The organism is Rufibacter latericius, from assembly GCF_003721515.1.
GTDB classification, from domain to species: Bacteria; Bacteroidota; Bacteroidia; order Cytophagales; family Hymenobacteraceae; genus Nibribacter; species Nibribacter latericius.
The window spans coordinates 583,424-604,376 of the sequence record NZ_RJJD01000001.1; the positions used below are offsets into that span (position 1 = coordinate 583,424).

A 20,953-nucleotide genomic window follows, 5' to 3' on the forward strand; every position below is an offset into this window, starting at 1 on the left:
ATAGCCCGAAAATCGAAATCAAGGGAGTGGATAAGTGTGGCTTGTATTTGAGGGGTGGGGGTGTGTTTACTGGATAGGAACGCTTTAGGTCTGACATTTAGTTTGAGCTTAGCTTTAGCAAGAGTAAGTCAGAACGGAATTGCACCTCCTGCCCAATTCACTCATTGGGCAGGAGGTGCAAATTTATCGAGAGGCAAATGAAGCTTTTTATTGCTTAACCACACGGCGGACAATACCCCCCTCGTCAGTCGTAAGCCGAAGCAAATATATACCCGTCGCCTTGCCCTTTAAGTCCAACCTTTGATTGAATTCTCCGGAAACTTTAGAAAACCTTTCCCTTAGCACTTCCTTGCCCTTTGAATCAAACAGCGTAAGCTCAACAGCTGTCTTTTTGGGTATAGTAAATGTGACGTGAAGGCTCTCGCCCGTGGGGTTGGGGTAAAGGGAGAGGCTCTTGGAAAGCTCGCTCTCTGCTATGCCCGTGCAGGTCGATACCGTGATCTCCTGCGAAGCAGTTTCCATGCACCCGTTGACCCAATAGGTATAGGTGATGGAGTGGGAGCCCACACCCGCCAGGGTTGCATTGAAGATACCGTTGCTCACACCGGGGCCGGAATAGGTACCTCCCGCGGGGCTTCCCTCCGACAGGCCGAAATTGGCGTTTGTGCTACACACAGTATTTGCGAAGGGAATCAGCGTGACTGCCGGCAACGCCTTTATAGTGACGGTTACCTTAGCCCTCAGGCTCTCGCAGCCGTTCTCCGTCTGCGATACATAGTAGTCCGTCACCCCGGCGGAGACAGTAGCAGGGGTTGGGGCCTGGGCGAGGGCAGCCCCACCTGTAGAGGCTGAATACCACTTTAGATTGCTGCCCGTCGCCGAAAGCGGCTGTGCTGTTTCACCGACACAGTAGGAAACGGCAGGGGTTACCGTGGGAACCGTCGGGGAAACGCAGAACGTTTGGGTAGCCTCCTGCGCCTTCCTGTGGTATATATCCCCCTCGCTAAAAGCCTTTATCGTCACCTTGCCTAGGCCGGTAAGGGTAAGTATGTCGCCGTGTAGCGTGGCAGGTCCCGAAACCAAGGTGAACATTACCGGCAGGTCGGAGGCAGCCGAGGCAGTCAGGCCAAACGAGGGATCCGATACTTCCCTGTCCCCAATAGGGGGAAAGGTGATGGAATCTCCCTTCAGCACTGACAAGGCGAAATCCGGGGAGACAGTCACCGGCACGGTCAGCGTTTGGTCACCATACTTGACCTCTACTAAATCCGTCCCAGCCTTCACCGCCGTCACCAAGCCGGCCCCTTCCACCTTCACGATTTCCGAGCCTTTCAATGCCCGGAAGGTGGCCCCGGCCCGGTTGAGGTAAACGGTGACCGAGTCGGCCCCGTCAAGGTACTTCCCCGATAAAGACAGGGGAGCTTGCCTGAGCAGGGAATCGAGCAGGATCTCTTTTGGGGTGACGCTTAGCCGGGTAATCGGGGAGCTGGCTTGGATGAAGATGTGCGAGGTGTCAGCCATTGCCAACCCAGAGGAGTCCCGGGAGAGTAAGGCTATGTTAACCTTTCCCAAGGGCATATCCTTGGTTATTTCGAACGTTGCCTCAAAGGGAGCTGTGGCCGGAACGCTGACCATCCCCACTCCCTCGATCAGGAAGAGAGTGGCTAGCGGTTTGGACCCACCTACTGGGGCATATTTCAAAGTGATCTTGTTTCCTGCCTTGTGGTCGAATGCCTCCCCTCTGCCTGGGGAAACGATCGATACCCGCTCCTTTCCGGTTCCGGTCCTTTTGGAGTTGGCCTGGCCGCCCCTCAGCCTTTTCCCGTCCGCAAGTATTCCCTCGCTATCAGGGTTCATCGTGCTTTTCTTGGGCCTGATCCCTGGCTTGGGGAATGAAGGGGCAAAAAGGTCAGGGTCGTTGGAAATCAACAGGTCCCTTACCCGCTTTTGGATCGCGATAGAACTGGTTTCAGTATCACTAAGGACAGATGGACCAGAATGGATAGTATTGGAGAAAGGGGTCACGGCTTCCGCACCTAATTTCCCCTCTTGGCTCCCCAAAGGGACGATAACATCATTAGGCTTATTCCCGAAGACCTTCTGGTGAGTTGACATTGGGTCTCCTATCACTAAGTCTAAACGGTCTGTCAGTATTTGCAGAAGGCCTCCTATCACACCAACCAAATCGAGGCCACTGACTCCATAGGTGCCTGTGATGGCGTGCGACTTGACTTTGGTTTCTTCCAAGTTTGCGTACGCATTACTTTCCTCCGGGTTAAAGTCACGGTGGCAAGTTCCAATGGGCTGTTTAGCCCATTGGGTAATGGCATTATAGGTGAGACCCTCAAAAAAGCTGCCTTGGGAAGGTTGCACATTCAATAACAATATATTGGGTTTAGCTTCGTACAGGAGCGGACCTAAAGGGGTGCCTAAGTGGGGCGTGCCCAATGTTATGAGCTTATGGACATACCCCTTCCTGTAGTTAGAAGCTTTCGTATAATACGTTTGCTGGGCAAAGCTCCTGGTCATCAAACCCCCGAGGCTGTGTGCCACGACGTCCACTTGGGTGCAGGCAATATCAAGCTCACCATAGTTCCGAAGGGCCTGTAGAGTGGCAACTTCAACTGCCCTTACCGGCAAACCCGCGTTCATGGGATCGAAGGTGGAATAGTTGTTAAAGGAGTAATCAGCCACCTGGTTCTCCGGTATCTCGAATCCGTTGAAATTCAAATAATTCCGAAACCTCCTATCCTCGTCACCCTCCCAGGCCTTGGGGTTAGACCACATACCGTGAACCAAGATAACCGGTGGGGTATATAGGCGCAGGGACAGCTCGTACTTCTCGCCGTTTGCCGGTTTGGTTATGAATACCGGAACTTTCCTTCCACCCTTCAATTTGTGGCCTTCCCCATAGGAATCAGGTGCAGTGTACACCGCCACGGCCAACCATTTTTCCTTACCATCGACGACTGCCCTTTCGGAGGGGAGGGTCAATTCCTTTTTCCTTTGATCCGGTTGGTTGAGTGTCCCGAAGGAACCATCCTCAAGGTCAGGCAAGGTAAACCTTACATCTTCTTTTTTATTGGTTTCCAAAACCAGAAGCAGCTTGGTAACTCCATCGGTGGAGACACCCTTGACTTTGAATGGGGGTTTTAACGCGGCAATGGCGTCAAGGTCATTCTTCAATATCCCTTTTTCATCTATCAAAGAAGGGTTGGGGTTGATGACCAAAACGGATTTGAAGTAAATGTCAACGGTGAACTCGACCTCCTGTCCGGCGTACCCGTTGGCGTTGGCCACCGTTCCGTAGGAGGCTTTCTCCTCGCCGGTCTTTGTGTCCAGGTAATACCGGAACTGGTACTCCCAGTCAAAGGTGGTCCCGGAGGTGGCGTTTGTCCTCCAGGCTCCGGTTGAGAGGTTTACCCATATCTTTTTGAAACCCTCCTCATCCTGTTTTATGGCGATGAAGCTTGACCCTCCAAGCCTGTTTGGGAAAGGGTTGTTTGCCCTTAAGGGGCTAGGGAAGGCCTGTGCCCCCCCGCTGACGGCGTAAAAGGTCGCCCCGGGCTCTACTTGGCTACTATAGAGGGGGCTTCCCCGCTCCGGTTTCCCATTGGAACCATTGAACCTAGTGGTAGGGCCGGTGAAGGATTTGGCGACTATTTTGGCGGGCAGCGCAAAATTACCTCCTGCAGCCCCTCCTGTTAGGTTTACCTCGATACTGTCCGGGGGAGCGGGGATAGGGGCTTGAGCAAATACGGATGCAGAGAGAAGCTGATAGAGGGCCACTAATAGCATTGTCTGAATGGTTACAAGCTTTCTCATGATCATGGGTTATATGAAATGAATTTATGGTTTGAATAACCGGTTCCATAAGGGACTAGTGACTAATGGGATAATAGTGACTCAAACGGTTGTTCACCATTGGCCAAAGTGGGTGATTGGGAGACTTGATTAGTATATGAATAGATTAAAGGATGAGAGTTGATACAATATTAAATAATAAAATTTTCCAATTTTTTATCAAAAATATCTTTAAACCACCAATAAAGGAATACCTACTTGTTGGTATTCCTTTATTGGTGGTTTATAAACTCTTAAAATCTAATTTGCTCTATATTTGTATGAAAATGGTGGTTACAACCCTGATCAGCTTACAAGGAAGTAATCCTACAATCACACCTTGATTTCGCTTTTGGTCCCTTATTACATGGGTTAAGGCTTTACCCATAAATTTAGAAGTAATCCTGATTAACATGGCAAAAGGAATATAAGGGCAACCGAGTAGGTGCTTGTATTTCAAGGATGAGAGGTGTATTCCCCGTCTAGGGATACTTTAGGCCAACTTGGATGGGTCTAAACCCCACCATTGACTCACCTTCATTACTAGCCTCTTCCTTCTGGGGAATCTTTTAGTTTCTGGCCAATGGAACCATATGGCTCTTATGTAAAACTAGTCATAAATAAAATGACACTTTACAGGAGCAATAGCTAGCATGCATTCGCCCTCCTTGAAATTCTACCTATTCTGATGCTTTTCCAAAAGCAGTAAGGGCGCTTGAAAATTTCCTCTTCATATTGTCCTCAAAATATTGTCCTCAAAGCTATCCAAGTAGCTCTCTGTTATTTTGAGGTTGCTATGCCCCAAAGCTTCTGAGATCAATCCCAACGGAGCCCCTGCCCTTTTCATGACGGTAGAGAAGGAATGCCGGGCTGAGTAAGGAGAAACATTCTTTTCAATGCCACCCCCAAAGCGATTCTTTTGATGTATTTATTAATGTACTTCGTAATGTTCCTTACCCTCGCCAATTCCCTTTCCGGCCTTAGGCACTCTTCCAGAAGAGAGAAGATGTAAGTGTCAGGCTTACTGTCTTTAGCCCTCCGCAAAGTACCCGTCCTGGAGCTACCAGCTACCTCCTAAAACTAAGTACACTTCATTCTAACTCACCAGCACCTTCTTTCAACTCCTGACACTACTACAAGGGCCCACTTAGCCATCAGATACATGAAAGCAATGATCTAGTAATCGATTTAGAGCACCTTGATCAAAGTCTGTATTGAATCTTTATTTCAGCGGTTAAGCTGAATTTCTAGCCAAACTTCCTGCACCTGATTCAAATGAAATGCACTCCCACTTGGTCTTTCTAGCCGGGCCAGGATCTATTATCAAAGCAATATTTTAAAAACGATAAAATAATTATTTCATAAAATCTGTCTAAACCCACAAAGTGTTGCCTCTAATATTTCAATAGCTCAAACTCTTACCATCCTTTTACCTCCACTATCATTAACCCTTTTACCAAGAAAAATATGCAACACTTTTTACCCCGAGGGTTGAAATATCTCCTCCTAATTCCTATCTACTTTATAGCCCACTCTATGGCGGTGGCTCAGGGTATCACCGTGAAAGGCAAGGTGACTGACGATAGTGGTGCCGGCCTTCCAGGAGTGACTGTACTTTTGAAAGGAACTACGAATGCTGCCCCTACCGATGTGAACGGGGCCTACAGCATTAATGTACCTAGCGCAAACGGAACTCTGGTATTCTCTTACCTTGGTTTTCTGCCCCAAGAGGTTCCCATTAACAACAGGACCACTATTGATGTGCAATTAGGAACAGATTCTAAGGCATTGGATGAAGTAGTGGTGGTAGGATATGGTACCCAAAAGCGATCTGATATCACCGGGTCTGTCGCTTCCATCCCCAAGGACAGGCTTTCAAACCTTCCCGTAACTGACATCACCCAGGCCATTCAGGGTACAACAGCCGGTTTGAGCATTTCTCAGGGCTCGTCTGTTCCGGGTAGCTCTGGATCCATTCAGGTGAGAGGGGTGAATTCCATTAATGCAAGCAACAGTCCTTTTATAGTGGTAGACGGGGTTCCTTTCTTTGGGGCTTTAAATGACCTCAACCCTAATGATGTGGAGTCAATGGAGGTTTTGAAGGATGCATCTTCGGTGGCTATTTACGGTACAAGGGGAGCCAATGGGGTAATCCTGATTACCACGAAGCGAGGTTCCACCGGGAAACCTCGGGTAAGTTATAGTGGGTACTACGGTGTGGAGAACATTTCCCATGAGCTGAAGCCCATGTCACCAGAGGCGTATGTGCAGAAATACAAAGACTACATGATTGCCGTAGGCCTCACGCAAACGCAGGTACTTCCAAACAACAGAGAAGTAGATGCCTATAATGCGGGTCTCACCACCGACTGGTTAGACGAAGCTTCTCAGACCGGAAAGATTCAGGAACACAATCTTAGTATTTCCGGTGGAACAGAAGCCATCCAATACTTCCTGGGTGGAGGGTACCTGACCCAAAGCGGCGTGGTAAAAGGGTATGAATTCAACCGGGCTAGCATTCGGGCAAACCTGGATGCCACCGTCACCAGTTTTCTGAAAGTAGGCACCTCTTTGTTTTTCGCAGACAAGAACTCTGACGGCGGACGGGCCAACCTTTTAAATGCCACCGCCATGAGCCCCTATTCAGTACCAACTGATGCTTTGGGGAATTATGAGATTTACCCAATGTTCCCGGAGCTGCTTTTCGCCAATCCCATGTTGGGCTTGACGACAGACAGAATAGACCGAAACAAAAACCTGAACGGAAGTGCGTATGCGGAGGTAACACCTGGGTTTATCAAAGGACTTAAGTACAGACTGAATGCTTCTGCCGTTTACCAGATAGGCCGGCAAAGCGGCTATACCGGTCGGCTTGCCAATGATTTGGTGGGTTCTGCCTATGCCAATAACAGTGAAAGCCAAAACTGGGTGTTGGAGAACATCCTGTCTTACAATAAAGACTGGGGCAAACACCACATTGACTTAACTGGTTTGTACAGTGCCCAGGAAACAGAATATGTCTGGTCAGGTGCCTCTTCCAATACCTTCATCAATGACCAGCTTTCCTTTAATTCCTTGGAATCTGGGTTAAACAGAACATCCTCCTCAGACGGAAACAGATCCTCTCTCCTCTCGCAGATGGGCAGGGTCAATTATTCCTATGACAGCCGCTACCTGTTAACGGTTACTGCAAGAAGAGACGGTTACTCAGCGTTTGGAGCAAACACAAATAAATACGGCCTGTTCCCTTCCCTGGCCCTTGGCTGGAACATAGCCAATGAAAGGTTCTTCCAGGATTTAGAATTCGTGAACCAACTCAAGTTGCGGTTCTCCTATGGTAAATCCGGAAACCAGGCAATAGGCGTAAACCAAACTTCTACTATTGCTAACAGCGTCCGGATTCCTTTTAATGGCGCAAGTGCGGTAGGCGTTTTAGCGGGTACTTTAGGAAATGCCAACCTAAACTGGGAAACCACTACTTCCTCCAACGTTGGGATTGATTTTGGCTTCCTTCGCAACAGAATCCATGGAACCCTTGAGGTATACCAAACCAAGTCAGAAGACATCCTGCTGAGAAGAAACATCCCGGTTATCTCAGGGTACACCTCGGTATGGGACAACCTGGGCGTGCTTGAAAACCGAGGCATTGAATTCACCCTGAACACCGTGAACGTAGAAGCAGGCAAATTCAGATGGGAAACCAACTTTAACATCACCTCCAACAAAAACAAGCTGGTTGATATCTACGGTGACGGAAAAGACGACGTGGTGAACCGGTGGTTCATTGGAAAGCCTCTGGGTGCCATCTATGACTACAGACTGACTGGCATTTGGCAGCAGGGAGAAGACAACACCGGCTCTGACCCAACCGCAAAACCCGGCGATCTGAAGTTTGAAGACATAAACCAGGACGGGATCATCAACGCCGATGATAGAGTGTACCTGGGGTCAACCCTGCCTAAATGGTATGGTGGCCTTACCAACACGTTCCACTACAACAATTTCCACTTGAGCGTTTTCGTACAAACCTCCCAGGGCTCACTAAAAGGCAACCCAGACGTTTATTACGGTGATGAGGCCGGCAAGAGAAACCTGCCTGCAGAATTTGGCTACTGGACCCCAGAAAACCGCAGCAATGAGTGGCCTTCTCTAAGCTACAGAAACCCAAGAGGCTACAGCTTTCCTAAAGACAACAGCTATGTACGCATCAAAGATGTAAGGCTCAGCTATACAGTACCGGGTTCTTTCCTGGAGAAATATAGCCTGAGCAATTTAACGCTCTACGTGGCCGGAAGAAACCTGTACACCTTCACCGATTGGATAGGATGGGATCCTGAGAACAACCATTCTTCCAGAGGATCTGGTGACTGGGCCAACAATTACCCGTTAGTGAGATCCATTTCCTTTGGCCTTAACGTGACCCTTTAGCAAAACCCTCAATACAGAAAAAATGAAAAGATATATAAAGTTTTTAGTTGGTGCCTGTATCAGTTTACAGACGTTTACCGCCTGTGACAAGAGCTTCCTGGAGGAAGAAGTTTTAGGTTCCTACTCTCCCTCTACCTTGAATGACCCAGCTGGTTTTGAAGCTTCTTTGATTGGCCTTTACAACCACCAAAGCAACCTGTACACCATGAGTGATGCCCAGGGCTGGATATCTGTTTGGCAGGTGGGCACTGATATTACCTGGGCTACCCAAGCCCAGGGCATTGAGGTTCCTTATACCAATTATGCTACCCTCACTCCCCTAGATGGGGCTGCCCGTGATGCCTGGAGATGGGCGTATATCATGGTGAACAATACCAATGTGATCATCAAGAATGTCGAAGATCCTGCCTTAACGGGCCTCACAGAGGAGCAGAAAGCTAAAATAGATGCCGAAGCCCGCTTCTTCAGAGGCTTCGCCTATAACTTCCTGGCCAATGCTTTTGGGGCTGTTCCTTTGGTAACCGAACCGCTTACCGCCCCTAAAACAGATTTCGTGCGCGCTCCTCTGCAAGAAGTAAATGCCCTGATTGAAGCCGACCTGCTGTATGCCGCCCAAAACCTGCCTGAGATAGGTGCTGCCAAAGCACAGGCCAGAGCTAATAAATACATGGCGCATCAACTGCTGGCCGAGGCCTATTTGCGCATGGGCAAACCAGCTGAAGCCGAGGTTCAGGCCGACAATGTGATTAACAGTGGAAAGTTCAGCCTGATCAAAGCCCGCTACGGGGTAAAAGCCAACCAACCAGGGGACCCTTTCTCTGACATGTTCATCTATGGCAACCAACGCAGAAGCCAGGGTAACACAGAGGGTATTTGGGTGATGGAAGCAGAGAATCCAAGAAACGTACCGGGTGGGATGACCAACAACCCACAGCAGCGTAGGAACTGGCAAGCCTCTTACCACAGCAGAAGGGGAATGCTAGCCGCCGATTCTCTTGGCGGACGCGGGATTGGCCGGATGCGCCTTAACAACTGGGTTCTGTACGGCTTGTATGACGCCAATGACATGCGGAACTCAAAACACAACATCCGCCGGGAATTCTTTTACAACGACCCTACGTATGTAGATTACAAAAAGAAGGTACCATACACAGGCCCAGACACCCTATTCATCATCAATCCTTACATCACCAAGTGGGGGCAGTTTGATCCCCAGGATGTGTTCGGGTTCGGGATGTGGAAAGACTTTATCTTAATGCGCCTGGGCGAAACCTACCTGCTCCGCGCCGAAGCCCAGTTTAAACAAGGCAAGATGGGCGAGGCAGCAGCATCCATCAATGTCTTACGCGAACGGGCCCATGCCCCATTGGTCACTGCGGCAGATATTACCATGGACTTTATTCTGGATGAGCGGGTAAGGGAACTGATTGGCGAGGAAAACCGCCGTTTAACCCTTATGCGAACAGGCACCTTGGTAGACAGAGCCCTGCGCTTAAATGCAACAGCTCCCATCAACCCAATTGTAGGTCTGTCCCAAACCCACCTCCTGCTGCCTATTCCCAAAAATGAAATCGACCTGAACAAAGACGCCGTCCTGACGCAGAATCCAGGATATAATAACTAAAAAGAAAGTACTAATTTCCTGATAGTTTCTTCAAAGAGAAAAGCCAGGCCTCCTATTTGGAAGCCTGGCTTTTCTCTTTGAAGTTAATTCTGATAATTCTTTACTCATTATTATCAAGCCAGAGTATCCAGGAACCTGCCAGAACCAAAAAGGGAGTTGAACAAATGCTTTCTTACCATTTTGGGTGTAAAATGGAGCTTCTAATTTTGACAAGAAATTTAACTTGCCATCAATTTATCGGCTCAGACCAATATCTGGCAGCGGCTAACAAAGTACTGTTCTAATGGAGCCAATCAAACCAGAATCAAACAACAAGCTTCGACCAAGTCAGGGATAAGGAGAGGATTTTGGTACCTCCTGTTTTAAGGCCGTTCTTCAGAAAACGGCCTAAAAACAGGAGGTAAACCGTTAAAACTCCATTACAAAACCACCGTTGGGTTTAAGGGTGACAGAATATTTCCCATCGGCAGGGAGTTTAACTGATTTCTGTTGCAGAGAGGTTTTATCTGCCGTGTCGGTAATAAGGTTAGCCGTTTTCTTAGCCAGAAATGAAAGATCCAGAGTAAGGGTCTTCTCTTGTAGCTCGCCATTGATGCCAGCCACGTACCAGCGGTTGTTTCCTTTTCTGGCCATGACTACTGATTTTCCGGGGTACCCTTCAATAAATTTGGAGTCTTCCCAAACCGCAGGCACTTCTTTCAAGAAATCCTGCACAAAAGTAGGTACCTGCGCCATGCCGGTGGGTGTCTCCACGTAGTGCTGAATGCCGGACGTAAATAGAACCGACAAGGCAGTCTCAAACCCTTTGGTCGTTTTCCGTTGCACCTTGCCCGGAATCTCTGACAAGTTAAGCGGCGTAAAATCCATGGGATCAAAGACGTTGCGCGTGAAAGGAAGCATGGTGGCATGGGCCGCCTGTTCATCTGCGTTGGGTTGCTCAAAGGTCACAAACTCAAATCCTTTGATGGATTCCATGGTCATGAGGTTGGGGTAGGTACGCTGCCAGCCGCGGGGCAAGGTGCAGCCATGGAAATTCACCAACAACTGGTAGTCGGCGGCGTCTTTCAGAATGTCCAGGTAATACTGCATCACGCTTTGGCCATCGCCCCCGAAGAAATCTATTTTCACGCCTTTGATGCCCATCTGCTGCAGGCGGGCGAACTCTTTGCGTCTGGCCTCCGGGGTTACCAGTGCGCCTTTGGGTGTATAGGGCGTAGTGTTCCAGGTGCCGGAGGAATTGTACCAGAGGATAAGCCCCACATTTTTGGTTTTGGCGTAATCTGCCAGTTCCTTAATCCGGTCATACCCGATTTTGGTGTCCCAGTTCACATCTATCAGACAGTACTCCCATTTCATTTTGGCAGAATAATCAATAAACCGCTTCTGCACGTCATACACAATGGAATCGTCTTTCAGCAAGCCCCAGCTCCAGGATGCCTGACCAGGTTTGATAAAGGACATATCCATTTTCACCGCGGCCGGGGCCAGATCGGTCCCCATAGTAGACTCCGCGATGGTTTTGAGCGAGCCCACGGTCACCAGTCGCCAAGGCGATAACCAGGGCAACGTAGACTGCGGATTCAGGACATTGCCCGGATATTTTTCCTGTTCCTGCGGAAAACCCACCTGGTACTCCCCTTTGGGGGCATTCTGGCGCAACCGGGTACCGCAGTAGCTTCCGTCCATGCCAGTCTCCGAGAGCAGCACCCAGGTATCGCCGGTCTGGAACAAGGCCGGGTAAACCCAACCCGCTTTGAGAGGCGAAGGAGTACCCACCGGCACGCCTTTCAGGTAATGTTCCTCGTAAGACGGATTGGTTTGCGACCAGCCCGTCTTGGCATCAGACATGGGCTGCATCCAGGCTTTCGCGTCTTGTTTGAGACGGAAAGAAGTGACCTCTTCTTTTATCATTTTCACGTCTTTGGAGGTACCCGGAAAGTAATACCGGAACGCCACCCCGTCATTGGACACCTGAAAGATAATGTCCATTTTCTCGCCGTTGGCTCCCTGCAGATGGGCCGTTTTCCGGTTGGCCAGATAGGTGTTTTTCTTTCTTTTCGAGGTCAGGATTTCATAAGAGTCTTTGACTTTCTCAAGTTTAGAAAAGTCCAGCAAAGTCAGGTTCTGGGACAAATCAACGTCTTCCCGCACCACGCCTAACTTTGAATCCTGCAGCGCCACGGTTTGCCCGTGCTGTACCCGGTAAAAAGGCTGCCGGTTCTGGAGCCAAAAGCTGACGGTTATTTTGTTATCTGGACTTACCACCTCCATTACGTTACTGAGTTGCCCGAAGGCAGCAGCAGTACTCATGCAAAGGCAGAAAAGAAACGCCACGAATAGTTTCATAGAACAAGGGATAAATTGAGCAGAAAGGTTTGATGTTGGTATTGGTGAAGTTTCCTGTTTTGGGGCCATTTTTTGTAAAACAGCCCCAAAACAGGAAACCAGCTACATTAAGAAACTTTGACCTTGATCACGTGTACCGAGCAAGATAAGCTCTTCTGTTTTAAGCCTGTTTTTAGAAATTAAGCCCCAAAACAGAGGGCAATGAATTTACTTCAGATTACTTTCTGGAAAACTTCAGGCGGATAATGGTGCAGGAGTAAGCCGGCAACTCCGTGTTTGAAAGATCGGCTAACGCCATAGTGGTTTCCGCTGGCTTCAGGAGCTTGTCAGTGGGGTTTCCCTGCAGCACGGTTCTGGTGGCCTTGTCGCCGAAGGAACCTAATTCCTTCAGGTCCACCGAGGAGGTGACGGCCACTGGCAGCAGGTTCACCATTTTCAGGATCACATCCTTGCTCTTAGGGTCACGCACCACCGAGACGGCCACCCGCTTGTTCACCGCCTCCTGGGTGTTGGACAGGCTCACGGTGCTGGGCAGGTACTCGCTGCCGGCGTTCTGGCCGAAGAGTTTCTGCACCTCGTATCCCACGGTGGGCTTTACCTCGGTGTTGTTGAAGTAGATCAGGTCGGGGTTCCATTGGGTGTGGCCTTCTTTGGCCAGCAGCGGCGCGTAGGAAGTCATGTGCACAACATCGCCGTTGCGCTCCACCGAGGTCAGGTACAGGGCCTCAGAAAGGGCGGTTTCCAGGTTGTTAGGGCGGCCGGGCAAATGGGCCGCGTACTCGCCCAGATAGACTTTTGACTTGTTCCGGTCATAACGGTCATAGTAGTCCTGGTTGTGGATGAACCAGCCCGGCGGTTGGTAATAGTGCTCATCCACCATGGCCAGGCCCATCTTATCGGCGATGTCCCAGCCCTCCACGTAGTCGGTGCCCTCAGAGAAAGGCCCCACCGTGCCGATGACCGTGATCTCGGGGTGCTTTTCCTTCAGCGCCTTGTAGATCATCGCGAAGCGCTCCTCAAATACATCGGTGATGAGGTCCTCGTTGCCTACGCCAATGTATTTCAGGTTGAACGGTTTGGGGTGGCCCGCCTCGGCCCGTTTCTTGCCCCACTTGGTGGTCACGTCGCCGTTGGCGTACTCCACCAGGTCCAGGACATCCTGCACGTACTCGTCCATTTCGCTCATCGGGATGCCGCCCTGTTGCCCACCGCCTTGGGGACTGCTGCCGGAGTTCTGGCAAGGCACGCCCGCCGCGACCACCGGCACCGGCTGGGCCCCGATGTCCTCGCAGAACTGGAAGTACTCAAAGTAGCCCAAACCCACGGACTGATGGTAGCCCCACAGGTTACGCTGCGGCTTGCGGGCCTCCACCGGCCCGATGGTATTCTTCCAGTGGTAGATGTTCTCCAGGCCGTCTCCGTGGGCCACACAGCCTCCGGGGAACCGAACAAAACGCGGCTTCAGATCAGCGATGGTCTTCGCCAGATCAGCGCGCAGGCCGTTTTTCCGGCCTTTGAAGGTCTGCTGGGGAAACAAAGAGACCATATCCAGGGCTAGCTTCCCTTCGGTGAGTGGTTGCAGTTCCAGGCGCGCATCGGCGGCGGTCTTGTTGGGCGTCAGCACTGCGGTGAGTTTCTTCCAATTGCCCGCAGGAGCGTTTAGGGTAGTTTTTGCCAAAACACCCTCTTTTTCACTGATCAGGCGCACTTCTAGTTTGGAGCTCTTTCCTTGTAAATGCCTTGTAAACAGGGAGAGGTTATAACGTTGCCCTTTCTGGACGGAGATGCCATCAAACCCGGCGTTTACCAATGAGGCCCCCGGCGTTTTGGCCTCCAGCACCGCGTAATGCGGATTGTTGGGGTGCACTGGGGCGGCGGTCTCCACGGTGAACGAAGTGTTCTCGCCTTTCAGGCTCCAGGAGTGGGTGTTGGTCCAGCTTTTATCGTGACCTTCCTTGTCGCTAGGCGAGTACTCAAACCCGCGGTTCTGCACCAGCTCGGCATACAGTCCACCGTCGGCTGCGTAGTTCAGGTCCTCAAAGAAGACGCCTACCAACAGATCGCTGATGGGTTTTGCCTTGGCCGCCTCTATAGTGATTTTGGCCTCCACTGGTTTCAGCCCGGCAAAACGCTGGGCATCCTGCGCCATGGTCTCACTGTACTGGCTGCTTTTGAACTGTTTCTGCTCATAGGTTTTTACCAGCCTGTCCACGTCCGTCCAGGCCACCCGGTGCACCTGCCCGGTTGCGTTGCCCTCCGGCAAGGTCACCTTTTGGCTGTTGTCCCGGTACTGGGCCGCCGGTACTTCCGTAGCCGGCGAAAAGGCATTGAAGTCTTTGGTGGTGACCCGGTAATACTTACCCGAAGCGTCTGCGTACGTGATGGCGTAGTTCCCCGATTGAGCCTCATACTGGACCACAGGCCGCAGCACATGGGCACTTCCTTTCACCATCGGGTAGCTCTGCCGTCCCCAATACACCAGGTCCGGGGAGGCGCTGTGCGCGAAAAGCGGTTCCCGATCGTTCAGGCTCCACACGGCCTGCCAAACCCCGTTGGGACCGCGGAACACATAGGGCGTGTGCATCCGCTTCTCGGCGCCCCACCTGCCGTAGTCTGACCGCACGAAGCCGTACTCGCTCCCGATGCTGAACCATTTCTCCTTGTCGCGGCTCCAGGCAAAGTGCAGCCCGTTCCGGCCGCCGTTTTTCTCGGTGCCGTAAGAGAAAAGGTACACCGAGTCTGGTTCGTTCACCGTTTTCCCGGGGCCGGCCAGGGCGGTCTGAAACATAACCGCCCCCGCGTAAAGCCCCGACAGCGCTAAAAATTTCTTCATAATGATCAACAGGTAATTATTGAGGAAAACCAGAGGAATCTACTGGTCAAAAAGATACAGCTAATCAGGCAAGATTCCTCTGGCATCATGCTTAAGCTTACCGCAGTGGTTTGAGACCTTCATGCGTAGGCTTCACCTGCTTGATGGTACCGTCTGCATTAAACTCCATCTTGTCAATGGCCACCTCCCGGTTGAAGCCGGCGGCATCGCCCATGGTAATGCCTTTGGGGTAGTTGAACCGATGGTAGACAATGTACCACTCGTCTTTGCCGGGCACCTGAATCACGGAATTATGCCCGGTACCGTAGATCCCGGACGCGGGGTCTTTGGCGATGACCAGGTTATTAGCGGGAACCTTGATCTTGCCCAACGGCGAGGTGGAAGTGCCGTAGCGTACCCGATAATTCTCGCTGCGCGTGTCATCCTCTGACCACAGGAAGTAGTAGATGCCTTTGCGGAAGAGCACGTGGGTTCCTTCTCTAAAGGTGTTATCCGGGGTAAGGACTTTGATGGTCTCGGGTTTGATAGATACCATATCGGCGTTCAGCTCGGCGCCGGCCATGTAGCCGTTCCCCCAGTACAGATAACTCTTGCCGGTTTTAGGATCGGTGAACACATCAGGGTCAATCTGTTGACCGCCTTTCACGCCTGGCGGCAACTGGTCTACCAGCGGTTTCCCGGAATCCACGAAAGGACCGGTTGGGCTATCCGATACGGCTACGCCTACCTTCTGGGCCGCCGTGAAGTAATAGAAGTACTTATACTGGCCGTTTACTTTCTTCTCGATGATGGCCGGAGCCCAGGCGTTTCTTTTTCCCCAACTCACGTCTTTGGGCAAATCCAGGATCACGCCTTCGTCTTTCCAGTTCACCAGGTCCGGGGAAGAAAAGGTCTTGAAATAGGTCCCCGACCAGCCGTTGAACCCGTCGCTGGTAGGATAAATGTAGTATTTGCCGGTCTTTTCTGCGTAAATGATGTCTGGGTCTGCGAAGTAGCCATCCAGCACCGGGTTATGGTCTTCGCGGGCAGTAGCGGCAAAAGTCTGGGGTTGTTGCCCTTTGATCTCCACGGTGTAGTTTACGGCTCCTTTTGAAAAATCGGCCGCAGAAGGGGAAACGGTCACGCCCGGGAAGGACTCGAACTGCGGTTTGAAGGAAGCCAGGTTTGTACCGGGTTTTACCGGAAGATGCAGGGTTCTTTTAACAGAGTCTAGGGCCACGTTGAACCGTTTCAGCTCGGGCGCTTTGGCGGTAAGCAGCACTTCTTCTGCCGTCAGCCATTTAGAAACCAACGCCTCGTATTCTCTGGAGGTGATGGGAATGACGGTGCCGTGGCGCGGATGAAAGTTCATGGACACCTCCGTGTCCACTACGGTAAAGTTCTGCAGATCGGTGGTTTTGGTGAACTGGTAGCGGCCTTTGGTGTACACATCGTACATCAGGATGTAGCCGGGTTCATTGATGAGTTTGAACACGCCCGCGCCTTCCACGGGGTCTTTGGTCTGCTGTACATACTTGTCCTGCAAGACGTAGCCGCCGGTCAGTTTATCAGACACCGCGATCTTGATGCCCGATCCCTCGCCTTCGGTCTTGAAGAACAGGTGGTATTTGCCGTCTTTCAGCACGATGTCACCGTCAATGGCCGCGCCGTTGGTGGGGCTGAAAAACAGTTGCTTGGGCTCACTCTCCAAGTCGGTGAAATCCTGATTGGCGTAGGCGTAGTAGATCTTATCGGGGTCATCGCCGTGCTTCATGGAGAAGTAGACCATGTACTTTTTGGCCTCGGGGTCATAGATGGTCTGCGGGGCCCACACGCGCAGCAGTTTCTCGTTCCCGGCAAATCTCTTCTGGATGTTCACCACACTGGAGGTCCAGTTGATGAGGTCCGTGGATTTGAGCAAGACCATGGCCCGGTTAGAGCTCCAGCCGTTCGCCGATACCATGTCAGTCACCACCATGTAAAAGGTTTTGCCGTCGGCCCTTCGCAGAATATGCGGATCGCGCACGCCACCGGTGGAGCTGATCTGGGCTGAAGAGATGATGGGCTTGTTGCCATTAAGCGCCCGGTAATGATAGCCGTCTGGGCTCACTGCAAACCGGATGGCCTCTTCGCTTTTGTCATTGCCGGTGAAGTAGGTAAAGAGATACCCGCTGTACTTCTCCTGCGGCGCTTTCATTTCGGCCCCCGTTTGGTCAGACCCGGATTTTTTTGCCACCTGCGGAGAGCAGGCTGAGCCCAATACCCCGATGGCCAGGCAAAAGGCCGCGCAGTTTTTCGCCAGGTTTCTGGAAAGTTGTTTGTTCATGTGGTGGTGGAGTTCTTAAGTAATGCTTCATCCAGGAAAGAAACTTCTTGCCCTGACAGAGCGGTTAATGCCTTATTTTTATAGAAACTGCCCTGAAACAGGAATGCCCGAAGAGAAGACAGATAGCCTTCCCTTCGGGATATTTTCCTCTATGTCTTACATTTTGAATGGACTGCTTTTGAGGTAAATGCGGTAGTCTTTCACCATGCCGCCAGTGTTCTTGTCGGAGCGGGGCAGGTAGCGGAGGCCCTTCACGGTCACATTTTCGCCCAAGTCAATTACCAGGTGGTGCGGGTGCTTGGGTTTGTCGCCGGAGTACTGGGTGTGCCAGAAAGTAGACTCCTGTTGGTCGTACACTTTGTCGGCGGCGTTGTTAGCACCGGTCACCTCCTCGCTATCGGCGTAGACGGCTTTCCATTTCAGGCGGGATACGGGGTTCCCTTTCTCATCTACCAGCTCCAGCTCCGCGATAGAGGAATAAGGATCATCCGGTTTCTGCGAGTTCAGGGCCTCGAAGCAGAGGTAACGCCCCTGCACCGCCTTGTCGAAGGTCACCTGCTGCCAGGCGCTGCCCGCCGGGAACGAGCCCGTGGCCACTGCCTTCTCCCCTTCCAGGTTCAGCGTTTGGCCTTTGGCGCGGTGCGTTAAAGACTCTTCGGCCCGAAGCTGGTCCAGGATGGGTTCTTTCAGTCCCGCGATGGTGGTCGCCTCGGGTTGGTCCACGTCCAACACTATCACCTCATTGCGGCCTTTCTTGAGCCACACGCCCGGTACGAACAGCGTCTGTTGCGGCCCGATTTTCCAGAAGCGGCCCAGATTCTGCCCGTTCACCCACACCATGCCTTTGCCCCACTTGCTCACGTCCAGGAACGAGTCGCCGGTTTCTTTCAGGTCAAACGTGCCCCGGTACCAGGCCGGACCATCTGCCGTGCCCTTCTTGAACTTCGCTTTCTTCTGAAATTTATAATCCACGGGGAAGTTGTAGACAAGCCAGTTTTTGAGCTCGGTGTTCTTCCGGCCGTCGTTCAGCTCCACTTTCTCGGTGATGCCCTTTCGGTCGATGATGGCCTTGCCGTAGTTCACCCGGCCGGTGGCCTCTATCAGGATGTCCAGTTGCGCGTCTCCCTGGAAGGCGGGGAGCGTCACGGTGTTCTCGCCCCGGCGCCGGTCCAGCTTGCCGATGGACTTCCCGTTCACGAACACGTTGGCCCAGTCATGCACTTCGGTGATCACCAGCTTCTGCCCCGAGGCCGAGGCCGGCAAGGTGGTGCGGTACAGAATGCGGCCCCAGCCCTGGTCAAAGTTCTCCATGGGCTGGATCGTTTCGGTCTTCCTGGCTGCCGGCAAGTTGGCGAACAGGGCTGCGCTCTTGGTCAGATTGAACGCGGGGATCTCGATGATGGGTTTGGCGACTGGGATCTCGCCCAGGGTCTCGCCTTCCTGCAGGTAGTTCTTGAGCAGGTCGCGCACGGCGAAGAACTTCTCGGTGGTGTTGCCCTGCTCGCCTACCGGCGCGTTGTAGTCATAGGAAGTGGCCATGGCCGAGTAAGGTGGCGCGTTGGCCCCGCCCCACTGCCCGAAGGTGGTGCCGCCATGGGCCATATAGAGGCTGAAGGAAATCCGGCGGTCCATCATGTCTTTCAAACTGCCGATGAAGCTGCTCACCGAGCGGGTCTCGTGCGGACGGCCCCAATGGTCAAACCAACCGGACCAGTACTCGCTGCACATCAACGGCGCGGTGGGATTCAGTTCCTTGAAGGTTTTGAAGGCCTCCTCCACATTGGTGCCCGCTCCGAAGTTGAGCGTAGTGGCCACGCCGTCCAATTTGTATTTGTTGAAGTTAGAAGGCCAGTCGCAGCGGAAAAGCTGCACTTTGTCAAAGCCAGCCTCACGCACCGCGTCACGGGTGGCCTCCATATAAGCCTGCTCGTCGCCGAAAGTGGCGTACTCGTTCTCCACCTGCACCATCAGGATGTTGCCGCCGTTCTGGATCTGCAGGGGGGCCAGCTGTTTGGCCGCCTCTTTCAGGAACAGCTTGGTGTGGTCCATGAAGTACGGGTCCTGCAGGGTGCGCACTTGCGCGTCCTTCTGCTTGAGGAGCCACCAGGGCAGGCCGCCCATGTCCCACTCGGCGCATACGTACGGCCCGGGCCGCACAATGCAGTACATGCCGTTTTTCTGGGCCAATTTCACAAACTCGGCCACATCGTTCTGGCCTTTGAAGTCATACTGGCCCGGCTGCTGCTCGTGCAGGTTCCAGAAGAGGTAAATACAGATGGTGTTCATGCCCATGGCCTTGCTGAGCTTGATGCGGTGCTCCCAGTACTCGCGCGGAATACGGGGGTAGTGCAGCTCGGCCGCCCGGATTACGAAGGGCTTGCCGTTGAGCAGGAACTCCTTGTTCCCGACGGTAAAGGTGCCAGGCTTCCCGCTGAGCTGCTGGGCCTGTCCGGTGAGGCTGAGCAGAAGCAAGAGAAGCAGTATGTAAAGTTTGGACCTGGTTTGATTCATTATTACTGGTAAGTTAATGGTAAAGGGTAAGCTTTTGATGCCGGCATCTTCCTCCTCTTTTACCCGAGGGAAAAGTACCTGCCGCATCTGAATATATCTGGGGGATACTTATTGGTGGCTGTTACATCGGTTCAATCTTTATGGCGCATAAAATAATCTGCTATTCAGGTTTATGTATCTTTTGGAAAAACACCCCTAAAAAAGGCATGAACCTCCCGTCCTGCAGCGTTCTTTCCTAGTCTAATCGCTTGATCTTGATATCCTTGAATTCAATTCCCTGGCCTTCGCTCTGGAGGCCTATGTAGCCCTGTGTCAGGCGCTTGCCATCCTGCTTTACTGTGGGGTCATAGTTGTTGGCCACTCCTCCCCCGATCTGCGGACGGGTATACTGCAGCACCGTGTCACCGTTGATGAGGTGCGTCACCAAGGAATCTCCCAATACAATCAGTTCGGCTTTCACCCACTGATCCCACGCATAGGTAGCCGAGGAAGAGTTGATGCAGTGCCGGTCATCTATTTTGTCTTCGTACACCACATCAGTACCCGGGGAGCACATGTTTCCGGTGGGGCGGGGTTTGCCGTCTCCGGCGTCCGCCAGCAACTGAAACTCCACGGAAATTGGCCAATCCTGCTCTTTTAAGATGGATTCTGGGCTCTGGGAATGGAACATAATGCCGCTGTTCCGATAGGTGTAGGAAGGCGCATCTTTCAACCATTGGTCGGTGAAGCGGTACTCCCATTTCAAATGGAAAGAAGAGAACGGGGCTTTGTAAAACAGATGACCGTACCGTTCATTGAAGGTTCCGTAGTTATCATAATTCACCTGCAACGCGCCGTCTTTCACTCTAAACGTCTGCGCGTAATTGTCTCCTACCTCATGATGATGAATTTTGACGATCCAATCCTTCAGGTCCTTGCCGTTGAAGAGCGTTTGCCAGCCGCCTCCCTGCTTTGCTGTTTCTTTGATAGTGCTGGGCGAACAGGAAATCACCACCAGCAATGTGACAGCCAGCAGAATAGCCTTGCAATGCACTCGTATGTTTTTAATATGCTTCATCCTGAT

Annotated in this window: 9 protein-coding genes; 2 read left to right on the plus strand and 7 right to left on the minus strand. The window is 51.9% G+C overall.

From position 1 onward, the window contains the following. Positions 1 to 207: 207 nt before the first annotated feature. Both EFB08_RS02365 and EFB08_RS23850 read right to left on the minus strand, forming a co-directional pair. Positions 208 to 3,825, minus strand: a complete 3,618-nt coding sequence (locus EFB08_RS02365; RefSeq protein ID WP_165864776.1) for a T9SS type A sorting domain-containing protein — start codon at positions 3,823 to 3,825, stop codon at positions 208 to 210. A 748-nt stretch (positions 3,826 to 4,573) separates the two neighbouring features. Next, the gene (locus EFB08_RS23850) at positions 4,574 to 4,690 is read right to left on the minus strand and encodes a hypothetical protein (RefSeq protein WP_262707459.1); all 117 of its coding nucleotides are present in this window, start codon (positions 4,688 to 4,690) and stop codon (positions 4,574 to 4,576) included. A 620-nt stretch (positions 4,691 to 5,310) separates the two neighbouring features. Here EFB08_RS23850 and EFB08_RS02375 point away from each other — a divergent pair. Then, positions 5,311 to 8,271 (plus strand): SusC/RagA family TonB-linked outer membrane protein, encoded by a 2,961-nt coding sequence (locus tag EFB08_RS02375; protein WP_123125295.1) that lies wholly within the window; start codon positions 5,311 to 5,313, stop codon positions 8,269 to 8,271. A gap of 22 nt (positions 8,272 to 8,293) precedes the next feature. Continuing rightward, complete coding sequence (locus EFB08_RS02380; protein ID WP_123125296.1) at positions 8,294 to 9,895, plus strand: RagB/SusD family nutrient uptake outer membrane protein; 1,602 nt, start codon at positions 8,294 to 8,296, stop codon at positions 9,893 to 9,895. Positions 9,896 to 10,303: 408 nt separating this feature from the next. Here EFB08_RS02380 and EFB08_RS02385 read toward each other — a convergent pair whose 3' ends face one another. The 5 genes from EFB08_RS02385 to EFB08_RS02405 form a co-directional block, all read right to left on the minus strand. Next, the gene (locus EFB08_RS02385) at positions 10,304 to 12,241 is read right to left on the minus strand and encodes a glycoside hydrolase family 97 protein (protein WP_227006176.1); all 1,938 of its coding nucleotides are present in this window, start codon (positions 12,239 to 12,241) and stop codon (positions 10,304 to 10,306) included. Between the two features lie 217 nt (positions 12,242 to 12,458). Further along, positions 12,459 to 15,074 carry an alpha-L-arabinofuranosidase C-terminal domain-containing protein gene (locus tag EFB08_RS02390; protein WP_227006177.1) on the minus strand — a complete coding sequence of 872 codons (2,616 nt, stop codon included), beginning with the start codon at positions 15,072 to 15,074 and terminating at the stop codon, positions 12,459 to 12,461. Between the two features lie 97 nt (positions 15,075 to 15,171). Then, on the minus strand, positions 15,172 to 17,379 hold the full coding sequence (locus EFB08_RS02395) for a family 43 glycosylhydrolase (RefSeq protein ID WP_227006178.1): 2,208 nt from the start codon (positions 17,377 to 17,379) through the stop codon (positions 15,172 to 15,174). Positions 17,380 to 17,535: 156 nt separating this feature from the next. After that, the gene (locus tag EFB08_RS02400) at positions 17,536 to 19,890 is read right to left on the minus strand and encodes a beta-galactosidase (RefSeq protein ID WP_123125615.1); all 2,355 of its coding nucleotides are present in this window, start codon (positions 19,888 to 19,890) and stop codon (positions 17,536 to 17,538) included. A gap of 235 nt (positions 19,891 to 20,125) precedes the next feature. Then, positions 20,126 to 20,947 (minus strand): 3-keto-disaccharide hydrolase, encoded by an 822-nt coding sequence (locus tag EFB08_RS02405; RefSeq protein WP_123125298.1) that lies wholly within the window; start codon positions 20,945 to 20,947, stop codon positions 20,126 to 20,128. Positions 20,948 to 20,953: the final 6 nt, after the last annotated feature.